The organism is Sphingobacterium haloxyli, from assembly GCF_002980525.1.
Classification (GTDB): Bacteria; Bacteroidota; Bacteroidia; order Sphingobacteriales; family Sphingobacteriaceae; genus Sphingobacterium; species Sphingobacterium haloxyli.
In genome coordinates this window covers 1-15,890 of record NZ_PVBQ01000017.1, presented here as the reverse complement: position 1 = coordinate 15,890, position 15,890 = coordinate 1, and the positions used below count along the sequence as shown (strand labels likewise).

The window sequence follows — 15,890 nt, the reverse complement described above, 5'->3', positions numbered from 1 at the left end:
TGAAATACTAAAAATATTAGTATGTTTGTTGTTCAAATTTAGAACAATGTTGTATCTGGCTGACAATATGAAGTATCTGCGTGCTAAGTGGGGGCGATCACAGCAACAGCTGGCCGACGAGCTGGGTATCACCCGTACACGCTATTCCAAGTATGAGTATGGTATGGCCGAGCCGCCTATAGGCCTGCTGGTCAAGATAGCAAGGTATTATGGTCTGACCATTGATGAAATCATTTCGGTGGATCTATATCGGGTATCGTGATGCGTAAACGAACTTCTACAACCTCGATGTCATCATTTCCGTAGGCTACCGTGTTAAGAGCCGATAGAAGTCACGGTAAAATTTTGATTTGAAAAAATAAATTCTTAAATTAGCAATAGCAAATAGTTAAATTTTTGAATTTAGTTTATATAATTAGGTAAACCCTACATCACAAGATGTGGGGTTTATTATACCCAAACAGCGCCGATCAAATCCTCTTCCCTGATGTTCTTTAAGGCATCACCGATCACTAGACAGTGCTGCTTATGTGCTGGTCTGCTTATCCTTTGAAGCCAATTTGCCATCGGCGGGGTGGAAGGAGGAACGGAGGAAATAAAACAATCAGATTGTTAGCTAATACAACCCTTTTAAAATGAAGTTAAGCGAGTATGCTCTAAAAAATTGGAACGGAAGAAATATTATAACGACAATTTCTTTTAAAGAAATAAAAATTTTGTTATTGGACGTTAATCAAAATATGATTACTTGGGAGTTATTGAAGAACTTATTAGCAATAGGTTCAAACGGAAATATTGTATGGATTGCTGATTTGCCAGATAGTGAGATGTTTGGGTATTACTTGGAAATTAAATTGAATGAAAATCAGTTGCTGGCTTGGATCGGAAGTACTTTATGCACTATTGACCCGAACACCGGAGAATTGTTAAAACAACAGTTCGTGAAGTGATTATACTATGATACTCCCTATTTGCTGGACAACTTTTTAACTAAACTAACCCAGCTTAATTGCTATCCAAAATATGGCACAGAACAAGGAGAATGCTGATAACACCACAAACTCAATGTCGCGCCCATTCCAATTAAATTTTTTCATCCAATAAATCTATAATAAAAATGAAACTAACAAAACAGCAACGTCAACAGCTGTGAGACAAGTTCAGAGGCAAATGCGCGAATTGCGGATGTGACCTGCGAGAAGTGCCCGGCTTATCTCCGACTTGTAGCGTTTTATGAGGCGGTGAAATAATTTAATTTTTTTTGTTTTTACGATATGAGCATAATATTAACCGCGACAAAAGTCTGTTTCATCGTCAGAGCAGAAAACTGCGATCCGATGGTATTTACAAGTGAATACGAAGCCCATCGTATGGCTAAACTTTTAACCAAAGAGGACGGCGTGGAGTACACCGTCGAAAGGGCCGGATTAGATCCGTACGAATAAAGCCATCCGTTAGAGTGGCTTTAGATTAGAAGTTCTTTTCGATTATTTCTATCCAACAAGTGAAAGGCTTTTACCCCAAATTATCTTCCCAGCGCCTTTCTTCGCTCAATCTCAGCTTGTAAGCTTTGAAACCAAGCCTGATAAACCTGAGGCTCGTAAATCATCTGTTCCTTTGTCCTTATTCACCTGGCCCCAGTAACCACTGCGGCTGGACTCAGCACCTTCATACAACGTAATCTTTACTTCCGTTACCGCTTCATTTATGCCCTCGACATAAAACATCGCTTTGGAGGTGTTCGCGTCTTTCGAGCTGCCCCATAACGCCCGTTGCATATTGGCATTTTTGTTCTCTATACGTTTGCTGGCGTTGATCAATCCCGTTTCCTTGTCGGCACGGTCTACGATGTAGCTCTCGGACTGCAGTAAGCTGATAGCGGATTTGAATACCAAATCTTGGTCAGATTCAAACTGTTTGGTCGTCATCATCTTCACTTCAGCCGGCGATTTAGTGATCATTTGCGTAGCGCACGAGCTTAATAGCGCTACAGCACATAAACATGTAATAATTTTCTTCATTTTGGTATATAGATTAAGGTTAATAAGCAGTAGATACGACAGAATAATCGGCAACAACATCGTTTTCATCGAAAGTGATGATCAGATCAAAAGATTTACTACTGGTACTTTGGCTGGCACGCTGCCCCGCAAAAAAATCAGTTGAACCAGCCTTATTCTCGACAGACATTTTGTTGTAACTCCATACCTCGCGGTTGGATTTGTTCTTCGACACCAGGTTAGGCGAGCCGAATAGTTTAAGGATTTCATCCTGCGTTGTCTCTCCTTTGACAATTTTGCTTTTGACCACCCCCATGGTCAGATTGCTTTTTTCGGCAGATCCCTCGGTGCCGTATCTGTAACTGTTGCAAGCACTGAGGGATAAAATTAATAATCCGGAAAGTAAAGACCCAACCATACGGGTTCCCGTAAGGAAAGCTATGGACGGATGATTAAACTTGTCACAAAGTAAAACACACAGTATACACTGTACGTACACAGGTTGGTCATTAACTGTGCACATACAGTACACACAAAAGACGTATATTCGTAATATAGACCAACAAAATTGATCAATGGCCACCAATAAGCACGCAATTATCCGCTACGAAGCACTGGACAGATGTTTCTCCAATAAAGGGCGGAAATTCTTTATCAACGATCTTATCAGAAAAAAAAGTAAACGAGAAGCTATCGAGGGTATCGACTGAGGTATACGTGTTCCTGAACTGGAAGTGCGAACGTAAAACTGCCGGACTGGAAACATGGCGGGCTTTGCGTCTATAATGGAAGTTACAAAACACCCATGCAAATACAGGAGATGCTGTTGGAAAAAGGAGAAATTAGTAGCATAAAAAAAATTCACTTTTGGTTGCAGTTGCAGTTTTTTATGTAAAGTATTCGTCGTAATATTGGGGATATGATTAGAAGATAACTTCTATGAGAAAATAAAACTACTAAAACCATTATTGACTATGAAAAAGATACTATTTTTTTTCCTATTATCCCTCATTGTGCTGCCTGCCGAAGCACAAGATTCCGTACTCACTAAACTGCCGACATACAGAGATGCCGCCTACCTTGCAAAATTATATAAAAAGGCTTCCCGCGCATCCGGCAGATGGGAGGAGTATACAGAAGATAAGAAGAATTTCATCAATACACTGCGAAAGTATAATATCGAATTTACTAAGGAGTCTCTTTGTAAGAACCCGTTTCTTCAGAGTGAGTGTATTGCTATTTATCGTACTATAAATTCAGAGATTCACAACTCTATTGGTACAGGTGACGAGCAGGTTGTTGATCCCGGCCCATATATATTACCACCTACATCAAAAAGCTTATTGTCGACAATAAGCAGTTATAGTTGGCAGGGGGCTATGTTACAGGGCACGGCGAGTTTTATGGCGCAACGATTCAAAGATGAGTTAACAAGTTATAGCGTAGGGCTTTTACTGACTAAGATAGAGAACCACAAGGAGTTGGAAGTCTTGTTCCAACATAGTTATAAATACATCAAAAATCTTAATCGCACGGGAGTTTATTATGCGTCTGATCTCAACCAGCTACGTTATCATGCCGAGTTAGACCTTCAAGATCTTCCACAAAACTCATTCGAGTCTATACGCCAGAAAATCCCGAACACAAACCGCCATCTTTTGTTCATGTTGGACGAAACGGAGTTTTATTATACCCTTTTACAGGAATTTGGTCGACAGTCAAATCCATCTCAGGCCATAGATATATTAGTAGACCGTTATAAAACCGAGCATAGTGAGTTGGTGACTGTCCAACTCTTAAACTATGCTTTTCGTGATGTACAGCCATCTGACCGTATCTGGATTTCAGCAGATAGTTTGAAAGATAAAGATGTAAACCTTTTTTTCAAAGCATTGCTCTACCAACAGTTAGAATCGGCAGGAAGTGATATTGGTTTACAGGTTTATGTCGATAATTACGCGGAGAATTTTCCCGCACTTTTTCGGAAGCTCGAAGATAGTTTTAACTCGTTAAGGCAGAGTAAAACACCATCCTTCGATTTACTTAAGGACTATTTACTTCAAGTTTTTTATATATATGAACCTATTTTAAAAGTAAAATATTCCAATATAGGAACCCATGTCGATCTTCCGACTATGGGAAAAATCCTAACTAAAACCTTAGACCTTTCCAATACCATTACCGAAAAACAATACAGTTTTATTTTCCCCCAATTGCTAAGTATCAGCACGGATATTTACCCCGAAATCTTTATCAGCGACAGCGAATCTTTTAGGCTTCTTAGCTTTCTCATTGACCTGACTATGGTGAAAGATGGCGGAGAGGTTCAAGACCTTATCCAAGCTGCCGTTTTGCCGATAGGGAGCGCGGCCATCAAGCGTGCTAATAAAATCAGTGTGACCATCAATGGTTATGTAGGGGCTACTATTGGCGCTGAGGGACTAAAGGGTGCCGATATTAAATCCACTGGTCTTAATTACGGGTTGACAGCTCCTATAGGATTTACATTGTCGTTTAAAAATATGGCGAAAAAAGGCTCTTGGAGTATTTTTGCGAGCGTGCTCGATATCGGAAGTTTGGTCAACCAGAATCTTTCTGACGAGGTATCCACCGATACCGATGTGAGATTTGAACAGTTTCTTGCACCGGGATTAGGGCTGTTTTATAATGTGGGGAAAAGCCCCTTTACCTTGGGAGTTCACGGTACGTATAATCCTGCCAAAAGAGAATATAATAGTGTAGATCAACACAGTAGGCATATAGATACTTGGCGGTTTAATGCTTCTGTATTGGTGGATATTCCGTTTTTCAATTTGCATATTGGAAAGTAATTTACTACTGCTGTAAACTTGTCGGATGATGGGAGTTTTAAAGATAAACGTTGCCATTTTAGCACAGCTGTTTTTCCATAGAAGTCTTAATGACACAAAATTACTATCTTAGCCTATGCAATTATTCAACCAAGAAGAAAACAAGCTGAATACCCTAAAAGAAAAGCCCTGTACGCTAGAGAAAGATATGCAAAAGCTTTTCGAGGCTAATCTCGAAGCGATCACAGGATTGAATTTAGTCAAGTCTGAGTTCACCATCAAAGCCCAGCGTTTTGATACGTTGGCCTACGATGCGGATAGCCAGTCCTTTGTCATTATCGAGTACAAACGGGAGCGAAACTTTTCCGTCGTAGACCAAGGAGTGTCCTACCTAAACCTGATGCTGGAGAACAAAGCTGAGTTTATTGTAGAATACAACGAATCGCAACAAGAAAACCTCAAGCGGTCAGATGTAGATTGGTCGCAGTCCAAGGTCATTTTCGTGTCGCCATCCTTTACAGACTTCCAAAAGCAAGCATCCAACTTTAAGGATCTGCCTATTGAGCTATGGGAGATCAAGCAATACGAAGGCGGTATCATCGTGGTCAATCCCATCAAGAAATCCAAAGCAGCACCCACTATAAAGACAATTCAAGCATCTGCTGATTCCGAACTGGAAAAGGTTACCAGCGAAGTAAAGGTGTATACAGAAGATGATCATCTACAGGGAAAGTCCGATTCCGTTAAGGAATTGTATGAAGCTTATAAAACCGGCATATTAAATCTAGCAGATGATATCGCCGTGATGGCAAAGAAGCTATACATTAGTTTCGAAAAAGAAAAGCGGATTATACTCGATGTAGTTATACAATCCCAAGAGCTAAAACTCTATATCAACACCCAATATTATGATTTCTTGGATTTAAGAAATTTAGGGGTGATGATGGCGGATAAAACGAAATGGGGGAGTGGCTATTATCAAATAGCGGTGCGGAACACAGAAGATTTAGAGTATATTATGAGCTTGGTGAAGCAGGCTATTTAATTTGAAAGAATAATGGATTGATCTAAGCAATTCTCTAAGTACCGCGCAGAGAATCATAACTTATACACCTATAAAGTCAAGAGTTAAGTCTTTGTTTGCGTAAAGGGATGGAATTAGGGTTTTATTGCAAAGTAGAACAAGCTATAAAAACTCTCAGAATTACATTGTATGTACCATTAATAACATTAAATTCGCACAATAACCGGACTAAAAAAACATTTTAAGAAAATTAATAAATGAAAAAGTTTAGAGAGAAAGCAGACCTCATTTGGAAAGTAGCAGATTTGCTAAGAGGAGATTACAAGCAGTCCGATTATGGAAAAGTCATTCTACCTATGACTGCTTTGAGACGGTTAGATTGCGTATTGGCTCCTACCAAGCAAAAAGTATTAGACTATTTACCCAAAATTGCTTCCTTGAAGGATAATGCTAAAGATATAGCCCTAAACAAGATTGCCGGATTTAACTTTCATAATAAAAGTCAGTTTGATTTTAAAAAATTGGTAGCTGACCCCAATAGTATTGCTCTTAACCTGAGAAATTACATCAATGGTTTTTCAGCAGGAGCCCGGGAAATTATTGAATACTTCAATTTTGATGACCAGATCGACCGGATGGATAAAGCGGATATATTGTTCCGAGTGGTATCAGAGTTTAAAAAAATTGATCTATCCGATATGGAGTCAATGGAAATGGGGTATGTGTTTGAAGAATTGATTCGAAAATTTGCGGAGCAGTCCAATGAAACAGCCGGAGAGCACTTTACACCAAGAGAGGTGATTCGGTTAATGGTGAATGTACTATTTAATGAAGATCGAGAAATACTGACCAAAGAAGGAATTGTAAAAACCTTATACGATCCAGCTTGCGGAACAGGAGGTATGCTTTCTATTGGAGAAGAATATGTAAAAGAATTAAACCCCAAGGCTGAACTGAAAGTATTTGGACAGGAAATAAACCCCGAATCGTATGCAATCTGTAAATCGGATATGCTGATTAAAGGGCAGAATCCAAGCAATATCAAGTTTGGAAATACTTTTACAGTGGATGGATTGGAAAGTGAGAAATTTGATTACATGCTGTCCAATCCGCCATTTGGTGTGGACTGGAAAAAAGCAGAAAAAACCATCAAAACCGAAGCGGAGAAAAAAGGAATGAGCGGACGCTTTGGAGCAGGATTGCCCCGTATTAATGACGGTTCTTTGTTGTTCCTGCAACATATGATCTGTAAAATGAAAAGTACGGGGAGTCGTGTCGGTATTGTATTTAATGGTTCACCATTATTTACTGGAGCAGCGGAAAGTGGTGAAAGCAATATCCGTAAATGGATCATTGAAAATGATTGGCTGGAGGCGATTATTGCCCTGCCAGATCAACTGTTTTACAATACAGGTATCAGCACATATGTATGGATCGTGACCAATCATAAAAGCGAAGAACGTAAAGGAAAAATACAACTCGTAAACGCTACAGGTGTAAAGGACGAAGAGTTGCTCAAAGAAGGTAAGTTAGAATTCAATCGATTCTGGCAGAAGATGGACAGAAGTTTGGGCAATAAACGTAAAAAGATTGCAGAGAATGGCAATACAAAAGGCATAGGCTTAATTACCCAATTGTATGGTGATTTTAGGGAAAATGAATTTGTAAAGATTTATCCGAATGAGTTTTTCGGCTATTGGCGGGTAACGGTAGAACAACCGTTAAAAGAAGATGGTAAAGTCGTAAAAACAAAAGGAAAACCCAAACCGGATACCTCCTTGCGGGATTATGAAAACATTCCTTTCCTGAAAAAGAACAAAGAGGGTAAGCTGGTTCAACAGGCAATTGATGAGTATTTCAAAACCGAAGTAAAACCGCATCTGTCAGAAGCCTGGATAGATGAAAGCAAGACCAAAATTGGTTATGAAATCAATTTTACCAAGTATTTCTATGAATTTAAGCCATTGAGATCATTAACTGAAATTAAAGCAGATATTTTGGCTTTGGAAGAAAAGACATTGGAAACCGAAAAAATAACTTTAGAATAATGAAGTCATACGACACATATAAAGAATCCGGTATCGAGTGGGTTGGAGAAATTCCAAGTCATTGGGAAGAAAAACGTATGCGGTTTTTAGGCTATCTATATGGTGGTCTTTCTGGGAAGAGTGCAAATGATTTTAACCAACTATCAAACTCAGAAAATAAGTCTTTTATTCCATTTACCAATATTGCCAATAATTTAAAAATTGATGTAGACAATCTTCAAACAGTCGTAATTTCAGAGAATGAAAGCCAAAATAAAGTTCAGAAGGGAGATTTGTTTTTTCTAATGAGCTCAGAAAATTATGAAGATGTAGGAAAATCTGCTGTTCTTACATCAGATTTAGAAGAAACTTACCTAAATAGTTTTTGTAAAGGGTTTAGAATTTCGGACGAAAATATTGTTCCTGAGTTTTTGAATTACCAATTATTTAGCAAACCATTACGTCATAATCTTTTAACTGGTGCAAATGGGTTCACAAGGATTAACCTTAAAATTGATAAAGTAAATGATCTTAGAGTTACTTTGCCACCTCAAGAAGAACAAACTGCCATTGCCTTTTACCTTGACCGCAAAACTGATGAAATAGATGCCCTCATTGCTGATAAAAAACGTTTACTGGAACTCTATGAAGAAGAAAAAATCACAATCATTAATCAGGCAGTTACCAAAGGCATTGACCCCAAAGTAAAAATGAAAGATAGCGGTATTGAGTGGTTAGGCCAAATACCGGAGCATTGGGAAGTGAAAAGAATGAAGAATATCTGCACTGTCAGACAAGGGTTACAAATTTCTATTGAGAAAAGATTTCTTTCTAAGGTCGATAATTCTTTCGAGTACATAACAATCCGATCTATCAATAACCCAGATCAAGCAAAAGAATACATTGAAAAACCTTCTCCGAATGTGATTTGTAATAAAGATGATATTTTGATGGCTAGAACTGGAGCAACTGGAGAACCAATAACTGGTGTAGAGGGAGTATTTCATAATAATTTCTTTTTAATAGACTTTAACAGAGAATTGGTTGATAAAATGTTTCTTTTTTATTTTTTGAAAAGTGGTAGGATTAAAGAGTATTTATTGTTAATGGCTGGGACAACTACAATTCCAGATTTGAATCACGGTGCATTTTATAATACTCCATTTTTTCAATATTCATTAGAAGAACAACAATCCATCGTTTACCATATCGAAACCGAATGTACCCGTATTGATGCCAAAATAGCCAAAACGCAAAAACTAATAGAACTATTAACCGAATACCGTACTGCTTTAATTAGTGAAGTGGTGACGGGAAAAATAAAAGTAATAGATTAATTATGACACTCTGTACTGCCTGGATAAGAAAAAACAACTACGGTTTGGATGAACTGGTATTTGCTACGGATAGCTGCCTAAGTGGGGGTGAAAGGTGGCATTCCGGAGTAAAACTATTTGAATTACCTCGGAGAGATTGTTTGATTTGCTTTGCCGGAGAAACGACCCGTACCTATCCTCTTATTTTGAATTTGATATCATCCATTAAATTCGATGAAGACCTGGCCAATCCGCATACAGACATTACAGATGTCCTGGATTACATTACTCGTTTATTTACGACTTTGTGTAATTCGATAAAAGGCTATGAACCACAATCTTTTGAAGACGCTTTAGGCGATTTTGAATTTATGTTCGGAGGCTGGTCGTGGAAGAAGAACGGTTTCAAAGTCTGGAAAATAAAATACAGCCACGAAACCGAAGCCTTTCTACCTTTCCAGATTAATGAAGAAAATATGTTCTTTGGGTTCATAGGAGATGAGATAGAAAAAGCTGAGGAGTTTTTGACAGATGAAGTTTCCACCGGAAAGAAAGTTCTGGCAAAAAGTTTTGATATGGAGCCTTTTCAGGTTCTTCTGCGAATGATCAGAGATACTACTTATAATTCCATTGACGGAGCGATCCAATTAGCGAAAATACACCCACCGGGCATATCAGAATTTTATGGTGTGTATTGGCCATCTATACAAGGTAAAAAGACATTTTTAGGAAAAGATGTGAATTTTGAAAATAATCCTGCTGTAAAGTTCCTTGATCCCGATACTTGTGAAGTGATCGGTGAAGAGCTTCCTGCTTTTATAGATGAGCCTACGGAAGCCCTTTATGGAATCAATTACGATTTTATAAGAGACTGCTACTCCGGTGAAAAGTTTACTTTAAAAGAGGTTTTAAGCAAACACGAAAAATATACGTTGGTGAGAATTTTTAAGGACGTGGCCTATAAAATCTTTATCCAGCAGCAAATGCAGGAAGAAACTAGTAATACGGAAGAATAATGAGCATAACTACAGAACATACATTTGAATCTGCATTGGTGCAATCGCTTATAGAAAACGGAGGTTATGCCTTAGGTGATGCATCTACCTATAGCAAAGAGCTGGGCTTCTTTCGTCACGAAATTATCCGTTTCCTGAAAGCATCACAACCTAGCCGCTGGACTAAAATAGAAAGCGTACACGGTGCTGATGTAGAAAACCGGGTATTGCAACGCTTGTACAAAGAAATGGATTTACGTGGCAGTTTGGATGTATTGCGTAATGGCTTTACAGATTATGGCGTTCGCTTCCAGATGGCGTATTTCCAACCGGCGTCTGGTCTGAATCCTGATGCAGTGGATTTGTATAATCAAAATAGCCTAAAAGTTTACCGCCAGATTTACTATAGTAAAGACAATAAAAATTCGGTAGATGTTCTATTATCGTTAAATGGTATCCCAGTAGCGACATTAGAGCTCAAAAATCAGTTTACTGGTCAAAACGTCAGTAATGCTTTAAAGCAATACAGTACTACAAGAGATAACCGCGAAATATTATTTGCGTTCAAGAAACGGGCTTTGGTACATTTTGCTGTTGATCAGGACGAAGTATTTATGACAACCCGTCTGGACGGCGGCAAGACCTATTGGCTCCCATTCAATAAAGGATATAATAAAGGAAAAGGTAATCCACCTAATCCTAATAGTTACAGAACAGCTTATTTGTGGGAAAATATTCTGGCAAAAGACAGCTGGCTGGAGATTATTCAGCGATTTGTGCATTTACAAACTGAAGAAATCATATCAGAAGGCAGAATTTACAGGAAAGAACGCCTGATATTTCCTCGTTACCATCAATTAGATGCAGTAAGGGCAATCAGCAATAAAGTAATGGAACTAGGTGTTGGAAAAAACTACTTGATACAGCATTCGGCGGGTTCGGGAAAAAGTAATTCGATAGCCTGGCTGGCGTATCGTTTATCCAGCTTACACAACCAAATTGACGAGCGTATGTTTGATTCGGTCATTGTCGTCACAGATCGCCGGGTACTGGATAACCAACTGCAAAATACCATTTACCAGTTCGAACATAAAACCGGAGTAGTACAAAAAATAGATAAAGACAGTAACCAGTTAGCGTCAGCATTGGGCTACGGTACTAATATTATCATTACCACCTTACAGAAATTTCCTTATGTGGTGGATAAAGTAGGAGAATTACCAGAACGTAAATATGCGGTTATTATTGATGAAGCTCATAGTTCTCAAGGTGGTGAAGCCAGTAAAAAATTGAAGGAGGTATTGGCCGCAAAATCGTTGGAAGATGCCGCTCATCAAGAAGTAGAAGATGACTACGATGGGAATGATTTTGTGAGGGAACAGATAGAAGCTTCCGCGCAAAGCCGTGGGAAGCAACCTAATATTTCTTTCTTTGCCTTTACTGCCACACCTAAGTATAAAACATTGCAGGTGTTTGGAGATAAAGATGAGGAAGGAAAACCAAAACCTTTCCACTTATACTCGATGCGACAGGCAATTGAAGAAGGGTTTATCCTGGACGTATTACAGAATTATACCTCTTACGAACTCTATTTCAGCTTAACAAAAGCCATAGAGGATGATCCGAAATTCAACAAAGGCAAAGCAGCCAAAGCAATCGGTAAATATGTTTCCCTGCATCCCCATAACCTGGCTCAAAAGACAGAAGTAATTATCGAACATTTCCGGGAAATCGTTGCCAAAAAAATCGGAGGAAAAGCAAAAGCAATGCTGGTATGTGGTTCTCGACTGCACGCTAAGCGTTACTTTGAAGAATTTAAAAAATATATACAGGAAAAAGGTTATGAAAATGAAATCAAAGTATTGGTTGCTTTTTCGGGCGAGGTAAAGGACGCTAATTATCCGGATGGCGTTTCAGAACCTGAATTAACAGGTTATGGTGAAAGAGAGTTGCCCGAAATTTTTGATACCGAAGAATATAAAATCCTGATTGTAGCCGATAAATATCAAACTGGTTTTGACCAGCCTTTATTGCACACAATGTATGTAGATAAAAAACTGTCCGGTGTAAAAGCGGTTCAAACCTTATCCCGTCTGAATAGAACCTGTCCGGGTAAAGAAGATACCTTTGTGCTGGATTTTGTCAACGACCGGCAAATCATTCTGGATTCTTTCCAACCATATTATGAAATCACGTCTGTTACTGAAGATCCGGACATTAACCACTTGTTTGATTTAAAACAGAGATTAGACCAGTTTCAGGTGTATTGGGAGACTGAAATAGATGCTTTTGCTCAGGTTTATTTTAACCCAGCTACGAAAATGAATAATTCAAAAGACCAAAAATATTTGTATGCTTTTACGGATAATTCAGTAGACAGGTTCAAAGGGTTGGACGAAGAGCATCAGGATGAGTTTAAAAAAGGATTAAGAACCTGGACGAATCTATATGCTTTCTTATCCCAGATCATGCCCTTTACAGACGTGGATTCCGAAAAATTTTACTCTTATGCGAAGTTATTACAGACCCGTTTACCGAAAAGAGATTTGTCAGAAGTTATCCAATTAGATGACGAAATTGCTTTGGAGTATTACAGACTTCAAAAAATAAAAGAAGGAGCCATTGAACTTATAAAAAATGAAGATGGCGAATTAAGCGGTATCACAGAAGCGGGTCTAAAAAGACAAAAGGAAGAAGAAGCTTTACTGTCGGAAATTATTCACTTGCTCAATGACCGTTTCGGAACCGAATTCGAAGAAGCGGATAAGTTGTTTTTCGACCAGATAGAAGCAGAACTCTTGGAAGATGAAACACTGAAATTGCAGGCAAGAGCAAATAAGCTGGATACTTTCAAATATGCTTTTGATGATAAATTTATCGAGAAGCTCATTGGTAGAATGGATCAGAACCAGGAGATTTTTGAAAAGATATTAGAAGATAAAGCTTTTGGAGGTTTAGTGAAAGAATTTATTATGAAAAGAATTTATAATCAGTTGAATAAAGAGTAATAAAACAAACCTATTATCATTATTATGAAGTTTTTAGTTATTTCAGGAGCACCAAGTACAGGTAAAACAACTGCAATCAATAAAATAGCCGAATGGTTAACTAGTGGTGTAATCGCAACAGATATTGATGGCAATCCATTACCAAGCTTTCTCCCAGCTCCAACAGGAAAATATTTGGATTTTTCGATAGTTATCATATTAAAAGGAAAAAAGATAATCATTCATTCGCCGACTGACGACCAATATAGGATGGATGAATTAATTGAAAAACTCGAACTTCATCCGGACACCGAGATTGTGATTACTTCATGCAGGGATATTTATTGGGAAAGAGCTTATTTTACAAATAATATAAGGCCTCTTTCTACATTTTTCTTAGAATCACCTTTAGGGAAAATTACTCGTAGAAATGATTTTAATCTTGCAGATGATTGGTGTAAAGACAGTTTGCTGACTTTGCATCAACATATTTTGAAAAGTAATCCATATAACTTTTAAGATGGTGTGTAATTTGTCTCAGATTAACCCTAAACTTTTTGTCGAATCGTACCCCTCCTGATTATAGGAATTCTATACAAGAATCTGTATCGGCACTGGTGGCATATTGTAAGAAAATATTGGGAGACAATAAAACACTGTTTCATTTGACGAAGCCAAATTCATGCTCGTCTCTTGTTCAGCCTTTATCAATTATTTAAAAAGCTTAACAAGAGACGCTTAATGAACGAAATACGCTGCCTTCCTAGTCTATCATTTATATAAGCATAACAACAGAGATTAGCAATGACACCAGACAATTTAAAAGCCGACTTTGACGAAATATTTAAAGGAGTAGTTATTGTCTATAACAGAGGTCACCGGTCCAGCTAATTCGGAATACTGGTCCGATTATTTCGGAAGTCATCGGTCCAAAAAAACGGCTTCATTTCGGAGGTACTTTATATTTATTGATTTGTTTTGGTAAAATTTCTTTTTCAAACATTAAGTAGTCCATGAAGTCTGTTGGTGAAGAGCCTGCTTTTGTAAAATCAAAACACTCGTTTTGATACTTTAGGTAGGTATGTGCTTCTGGTATGAACTCCAATTCGTATTTTGTCAATGTATCTAGAATTTGAGGGGTATTTATACCGTTCATTTCAAAAACACCTATCACTAGCTTAATATCATCCATATCATGCTCCATGCGAAGCTGCTTTAACAGTGCATGCTTCGTACTACACGTTCCACACTTATCAATAAAAATGGCCTTTGGGTTTTCCTTATCTGTATTTCTCTTATATGGTAAATTTATCACAAATAAACATGCTTCATGAAACGTGTGAACGCCGTGATTTAAGAATTCTTTGGAAATTACACCTACAGGATTAATATTAAATTCTTTGATTGTATCCATACGATGTTGTTACTACAAACTATTGTACAAAATACACCTAAAAATAAAGAAAAGCTGTTACTGTCATCATTGAAGTTGGCCCAATTCCTGACAAAAACAAGCCTTATAATGAAACAATGGTGCTTACAAAACATTGGATGAATTGGTAATAGCTTAGCTATTAATTCATGCTTTTCTTTTGAATCGTTACTCCAAAAATATAATACATACTATAGGTTGTATCTTGATAATCAATTTAGTATATTTCAATATAAGAGCCGTTTTTTTGGACCGGTGACCTCCGTTATAGGCAATTACTATATCATCTCGGTAAAATACGATTTTTTGATGTTATCAAGGACAATTACGTTCAAATTCGAAGTTTTTATAAAGTTATCCTCTCTTAAGCTGACAGCGATATTGGACGACTTGGACGACTTGGCAATGTGTATGACTGTGAAGTGCTGCTTTCATTTATTCAATCTTTAGAGTTTTGTTTGTCTCGGAGTAAAAGTCCCCTACACATAATTCAGTATTGTCAAGGTCTGGGGAAATCATTGAAGTAGTTATAATAATTTGGTGTCTTACTTCTGATTCAGCCGATAATTGCACAATTTCCTTTTGAAAACTCTGACTTCTGTCTGGCTGCATACCCTTGTCTTCAATATTATCGCAAAGTATGAACCTAGGAAGTCTGAAAAAGTCCTTTTCTAGCGATGCGAAAAATATAGCAAAGCGAACACTATTTTTTAAATACACATTCGAGCTTTCTGAAAAATTGTTTTCACCGTCTAATGAAAAAGTGTTTTTCTCAAAGTCTAATTCAACTTTTTTACTGGTGCTAAATTCAGCTTGTCTTCCTAAGTCACTATGCAACAAACGCAAGGTTAAAGACTGGATTACTTGAAAGGCATTCTGCAAACGGTTCCGTTGCTCTTTTTCTTTTGAATAGATATTTGATTTCAAAGATTCTATTTTGATTTTAAGACCTGCAAGTTCTTTTCTTAAAACATCAATTTGCTCTAAAGCACGAAGTTGTTTTATTAAATAATCATTCTTTGACCTAAGTTCACCTTTCTTAATTAGCAACTCGTCAAAAGCTTGATTTCTTACAGTTTTAACATTTGATAATGCTTCGTCAAGTTCTCTCTGAAAAGCCCTTACCTTTTGTTCAAGTGTTGGATAACTTATCATACTACCCAAATACTGTAGTATCCGCCCTGTGAGCCACGTCTATGAATAATCTTATGTTGTTTCTAGCTTTGCTGGATGAGCAAAGAAGAAAAAAGAGTCCAGATGTTTGCTATGATAGCAGACTGGCAGCAGAGCGGCCTGAGC

Annotated in this window: 14 protein-coding genes; 10 read left to right on the top strand and 4 right to left on the bottom strand. The window is 37.7% G+C overall.

The features are described 5' to 3' along the window. Positions 1 to 67: 67 nt before the first annotated feature. From C5745_RS16855 to C5745_RS20280, 3 genes are all read left to right on the top strand, one after another. Complete coding sequence (locus C5745_RS16855) at positions 68 to 262, top strand: helix-turn-helix transcriptional regulator (RefSeq protein ID WP_207795830.1); 195 nt, start codon at positions 68 to 70, stop codon at positions 260 to 262. Between the two features lie 373 nt (positions 263 to 635). Beyond that, complete coding sequence (locus C5745_RS16850) at positions 636 to 950, top strand: hypothetical protein (protein ID WP_105718187.1); 315 nt, start codon at positions 636 to 638, stop codon at positions 948 to 950. A 324-nt stretch (positions 951 to 1,274) separates the two neighbouring features. Next, the gene (locus C5745_RS20280; RefSeq protein WP_165793119.1) at positions 1,275 to 1,445 is read left to right on the top strand and encodes a hypothetical protein; all 171 of its coding nucleotides are present in this window, start codon (positions 1,275 to 1,277) and stop codon (positions 1,443 to 1,445) included. A 111-nt stretch (positions 1,446 to 1,556) separates the two neighbouring features. On the opposite strand, the gene C5745_RS16845 is transcribed toward C5745_RS20280, so the two are convergent. Both C5745_RS16845 and C5745_RS16840 read right to left on the bottom strand, forming a co-directional pair. Continuing rightward, positions 1,557 to 2,021, bottom strand: a complete 465-nt coding sequence (locus C5745_RS16845) for a hypothetical protein (protein WP_105718186.1) — start codon at positions 2,019 to 2,021, stop codon at positions 1,557 to 1,559. Between the two features lie 19 nt (positions 2,022 to 2,040). Further along, complete coding sequence (locus C5745_RS16840; protein WP_105718185.1) at positions 2,041 to 2,418, bottom strand: hypothetical protein; 378 nt, start codon at positions 2,416 to 2,418, stop codon at positions 2,041 to 2,043. 556 nt (positions 2,419 to 2,974) lie between these two features. Between C5745_RS16840 and C5745_RS16835 the strand changes: the two genes are divergently transcribed. From C5745_RS16835 to C5745_RS16805, 7 genes are all read left to right on the top strand, one after another. Beyond that, a complete protein-coding gene (locus C5745_RS16835) occupies positions 2,975 to 4,831 on the top strand; it encodes a hypothetical protein (protein WP_105718184.1) in 1,857 nt (618 codons plus the stop codon). Positions 4,832 to 4,946: 115 nt separating this feature from the next. Beyond that, complete coding sequence (locus tag C5745_RS16830; RefSeq protein ID WP_105718183.1) at positions 4,947 to 5,855, top strand: DUF5655 domain-containing protein; 909 nt, start codon at positions 4,947 to 4,949, stop codon at positions 5,853 to 5,855. Positions 5,856 to 6,091: 236 nt separating this feature from the next. Next, on the top strand, positions 6,092 to 7,882 hold the full coding sequence (locus C5745_RS16825) for a type I restriction-modification system subunit M (RefSeq protein WP_105718182.1): 1,791 nt from the start codon (positions 6,092 to 6,094) through the stop codon (positions 7,880 to 7,882). Next, positions 7,882 to 9,198 (top strand): restriction endonuclease subunit S, encoded by a 1,317-nt coding sequence (locus tag C5745_RS16820; protein WP_105718181.1) that lies wholly within the window; start codon positions 7,882 to 7,884, stop codon positions 9,196 to 9,198. The genes C5745_RS16825 and C5745_RS16820 overlap by 1 nt, the downstream gene beginning before the upstream one ends. Positions 9,199 to 9,200: 2 nt before the next feature. Next, on the top strand, positions 9,201 to 10,193 hold the full coding sequence (locus C5745_RS16815; RefSeq protein WP_105718180.1) for a hypothetical protein: 993 nt from the start codon (positions 9,201 to 9,203) through the stop codon (positions 10,191 to 10,193). Continuing rightward, positions 10,193 to 13,180 carry a type I restriction endonuclease subunit R gene (locus C5745_RS16810; RefSeq protein ID WP_105718179.1) on the top strand — a complete coding sequence of 996 codons (2,988 nt, stop codon included), beginning with the start codon at positions 10,193 to 10,195 and terminating at the stop codon, positions 13,178 to 13,180. The genes C5745_RS16815 and C5745_RS16810 overlap by 1 nt, the downstream gene beginning before the upstream one ends. Positions 13,181 to 13,204: 24 nt before the next feature. Further along, the gene (locus C5745_RS16805; protein WP_105718178.1) at positions 13,205 to 13,678 is read left to right on the top strand and encodes a hypothetical protein; all 474 of its coding nucleotides are present in this window, start codon (positions 13,205 to 13,207) and stop codon (positions 13,676 to 13,678) included. Positions 13,679 to 14,102: 424 nt separating this feature from the next. Here C5745_RS16805 and C5745_RS16800 read toward each other — a convergent pair whose 3' ends face one another. Both C5745_RS16800 and C5745_RS16795 read right to left on the bottom strand, forming a co-directional pair. Continuing rightward, complete coding sequence (locus C5745_RS16800; RefSeq protein WP_105718177.1) at positions 14,103 to 14,573, bottom strand: hypothetical protein; 471 nt, start codon at positions 14,571 to 14,573, stop codon at positions 14,103 to 14,105. A gap of 453 nt (positions 14,574 to 15,026) precedes the next feature. Beyond that, positions 15,027 to 15,746, bottom strand: a complete 720-nt coding sequence (locus C5745_RS16795; RefSeq protein ID WP_105718176.1) for a hypothetical protein — start codon at positions 15,744 to 15,746, stop codon at positions 15,027 to 15,029. Between the last annotated feature and the right edge of the window lie 144 nt (positions 15,747 to 15,890).

Bases quoted from the DNA above. Each gene is read 5' to 3' on its own strand.
- C5745_RS16855 (WP_207795830.1), top strand. From the start codon at position 68: ATGAAGTATCTGCGTGCTAAGTGGGGGCGATCACAGCAACAGCTGGCC.
- C5745_RS16850 (WP_105718187.1), top strand. From the start codon at position 636: ATGAAGTTAAGCGAGTATGCTCTAAAAAATTGGAACGGAAGAAATATT.
- C5745_RS20280 (WP_165793119.1), top strand. From the start codon at position 1,275: ATGAGCATAATATTAACCGCGACAAAAGTCTGTTTCATCGTCAGAGCA.
- C5745_RS16845 (WP_105718186.1), bottom strand. From the start codon at position 2,021: ATGAAGAAAATTATTACATGTTTATGTGCTGTAGCGCTATTAAGCTCG.
- C5745_RS16840 (WP_105718185.1), bottom strand. From the start codon at position 2,418: ATGGTTGGGTCTTTACTTTCCGGATTATTAATTTTATCCCTCAGTGCT.
- C5745_RS16835 (WP_105718184.1), top strand. From the start codon at position 2,975: ATGAAAAAGATACTATTTTTTTTCCTATTATCCCTCATTGTGCTGCCT.
- C5745_RS16830 (WP_105718183.1), top strand. From the start codon at position 4,947: ATGCAATTATTCAACCAAGAAGAAAACAAGCTGAATACCCTAAAAGAA.
- C5745_RS16825 (WP_105718182.1), top strand. From the start codon at position 6,092: ATGAAAAAGTTTAGAGAGAAAGCAGACCTCATTTGGAAAGTAGCAGAT.
- C5745_RS16820 (WP_105718181.1), top strand. From the start codon at position 7,882: ATGAAGTCATACGACACATATAAAGAATCCGGTATCGAGTGGGTTGGA.
- C5745_RS16815 (WP_105718180.1), top strand. From the start codon at position 9,201: ATGACACTCTGTACTGCCTGGATAAGAAAAAACAACTACGGTTTGGAT.
- C5745_RS16810 (WP_105718179.1), top strand. From the start codon at position 10,193: ATGAGCATAACTACAGAACATACATTTGAATCTGCATTGGTGCAATCG.
- C5745_RS16805 (WP_105718178.1), top strand. From the start codon at position 13,205: ATGAAGTTTTTAGTTATTTCAGGAGCACCAAGTACAGGTAAAACAACT.
- C5745_RS16800 (WP_105718177.1), bottom strand. From the start codon at position 14,573: ATGGATACAATCAAAGAATTTAATATTAATCCTGTAGGTGTAATTTCC.
- C5745_RS16795 (WP_105718176.1), bottom strand. From the start codon at position 15,746: ATGATAAGTTATCCAACACTTGAACAAAAGGTAAGGGCTTTTCAGAGA.